Annotated in this window: 4 protein-coding genes; 3 read left to right on the plus strand and 1 reads right to left on the minus strand. The window is 51.6% G+C overall.

Annotation, left to right across the window (positions count from 1 at the left end; genetic code table 11):
• Nucleotides 1-213: nitrous oxide reductase accessory protein NosL (locus ACESMB_RS13485; RefSeq protein WP_372971803.1), on the plus strand; the 213-nt coding region annotated here is incomplete at its 5' end.
• A gap of 165 nt (nt 214-378) precedes the next feature.
• Here ACESMB_RS13485 and moaA read toward each other — a convergent pair.
• A complete protein-coding gene (gene moaA / locus ACESMB_RS13490) occupies nt 379-1371 on the minus strand; it encodes a GTP 3',8-cyclase MoaA (protein WP_372926206.1) in 993 nt (330 codons plus the stop codon).
• 331 nt (nt 1372-1702) lie between these two features.
• On the opposite strand from moaA, the gene ACESMB_RS13495 reads away from it, so the two are divergent.
• Together ACESMB_RS13495 and ACESMB_RS13500 are read left to right on the plus strand one after the other, a co-directional pair.
• Nucleotides 1703-1918 carry a hypothetical protein gene (locus ACESMB_RS13495; RefSeq protein WP_150989533.1) on the plus strand — a complete coding sequence of 72 codons (216 nt, stop codon included), beginning with the start codon at nt 1703-1705 and terminating at the stop codon, nt 1916-1918.
• Between the two features lie 52 nt (nt 1919-1970).
• On the plus strand, nt 1971-2218 hold a 248-nt coding region (locus tag ACESMB_RS13500; protein ID WP_372971804.1), incomplete at its 3' end, for a YbaN family protein.

A 2218-nucleotide genomic window follows, 5' to 3' on the forward strand; every position in this document is an offset into this window, starting at 1 on the left:
GCTTTCTTTGTAGTGGGGTCGGAGCGCACCGGAGCAATGGGGCCAACCCTGGCTTCGTTCGCATCGGAAAATTCGGCGCTAGAGTTCGCCAACGAATTTGGCGGAGAGGTGGTAAAGTTCCAGGATGTCACCATGCAACACCTAACCCAGGACACGAGCCAAACTGTGTCAGACCAAAACATGGGAATGAATAATCATGACGGCAATCACTAAAGCCGCATAAGCCCGGAAGTGGGTAGGCCCTCCGGGATCGTCAAAAACATGGATGTTTTTGTCGAGCGTACATGGACGTATTCACAGCGTATCCCGGAGGGCCTACCCACTTCCGGGCGTTAACTCCGGGTCAGAAGTCACAGGTGTTACCCCCGAGTTAGAGTCTCACCCGCCGGTCATATTCATAAACCGAAGAATCTGAACATCCCCTTCACTAGAGAAATGATGCCGCTCAGGTTTCAGATCCATGGCATTGATGATGGTTTCACGCAGCTTGTCATTGGTCACGGGATGGCCCCGCAGAACGCGGCGCAGATCCACCGAATGCTCATTGCCCAGACACAGCAGCAGGCGACCCTCTACCGTCACCCGAACACGATTACAGGTAGAACAGAAATTGTGGGAATGCGGTGAAATAAAACCAACCCGGACATCGCTGTCCGGCATCCGGAAATAGCGGGCAGGGCCGCCGGAATCCTCAGGGGTGGGAACCAGCTCATGGTGCTGGCTGATAATGTCACGGACCTCGTCGCTGGTGCACAGCACCTGCCCGCGGTCATGATCCGAGATTTCCCCCAGCGGCATTTCCTCGATAAAGGTAATATCCACGTTTTTCTTGCGGGCAAACTCCACCAGCTCCGGCACTTCCTGATCGTTGCCACCTTTCATGACAACCGTATTGAGCTTGATACCCTCAAAGCCGGCCTCTTTTGCAGCATCGATGCCATCCAGTACCTGGCTTAGACGACCGGTGCGGGTAATGCGGTGAAACTTGTCAGCATCCAGGGAGTCCAGGCTGATGTTCAGCCGTTTGAGTCCTGCCTTGCGAAGGGGTTCTGCCATCGTCGGCAGTTGGCTGCCATTGGTGGTCATGGCAAAGTCACGCAGGCCATAGCTGCCGATTTCCTTTACCAGTTCCAGAATGTCCTTGCGTACCAGGGGTTCGCCCCCGGTCAGCCGTATTTTTTCCGTGCCCAGTGATACGAAGGTTCTTGCCACGCGAGCAATCTCTTCCAGGGTCAGTACCTGCTGACGGGGCAGGAACGTCATTTCCTCAGCCATGCAGTAAACACAGCGGAAATCGCAACGGTCAGTGACGGACAGGCGCACGTAGTTAACGGTGCGGCCAAAACGGTCTGTCAGCTTGGCTTGTGCCATGGGCAGGTTTCCCTGTCTGTAAATTTTGTTTTGTCTAGATAATAGACACAGTATTGCAGATTATCCAAACCAATCCGATACCTCTCGGGGGGTAATCCCTGGTATTTGGTCACGATCATCTCCTCTTTGGTTTAAAGATCCATAATTAATAAATCTATAAAAATAAGAAGTAGCTAGCATGAGTTATAACTGGAGAGGTAATCAAGAAGTTGTACTATTAGTGTTTCTTATAAGAAACTGATATTAAAGATTATAATCCTGATGTTGAAATTATAATCAGCGGGTAATACATTAAACATGTATAAAAGATCAATTTAAAAGGAGATGTGAGATGGAGAAGCTGCTGGGGTTCTCGAATGGCGCTCTGCTGGCTTCGACGGTTGGACTGTTGGCCACGATTCTGCTCGCATATCCGTTTGCCAGCGCGTTGCCTATGGCGGGGCAGATCGTGGCTCACATAGGAACCCTGATCTTTGCAACCGGGATCAAGATTTCCTACGTCGCCAGGCTGGTATCGCTGAAGCAACTGGGAAGACCCGTGCACTGATAATAGGTAGAATAGCGACAGATCTTGCGGTCGTTCTCGGGAGAAGATGCCAATGAATTCCTTGTCCGGAAGAACCGGTTTCAGAATCCTTGCGTATACAAGTATCGCATTGGCGGGTATCGGTATTGTCTTGCCATTATTGCCGACCACACCTTTCGTTTTACTGGCTGCCTGGTCAGCAAGTAAAGGCTCGCCTGCTTGTGCCGCCTGGCTTGAAAATCATCAGACTTTTGGCCCGGCGATAGAGAACTGGCGCAGCAGGCGCGCAATTCCTGCGAAAGGAAAGTGGCTGGCCTGTCT

Source organism: Marinobacter sp., assembly GCF_041686475.1.
GTDB lineage: Bacteria > Pseudomonadota > Gammaproteobacteria > Pseudomonadales > Oleiphilaceae > Marinobacter.

What these genes read in the sequence shown, in the direction of transcription:
- ACESMB_RS13495 (WP_150989533.1), top strand. Translation starts at nt 1,703, where the DNA reads ATGGAGAAGCTGCTGGGGTTCTCGAATGGCGCTCTGCTGGCTTCGACG.
- moaA (WP_372926206.1), bottom strand. Translation starts at nt 1,371, where the DNA reads ATGGCACAAGCCAAGCTGACAGACCGTTTTGGCCGCACCGTTAACTAC.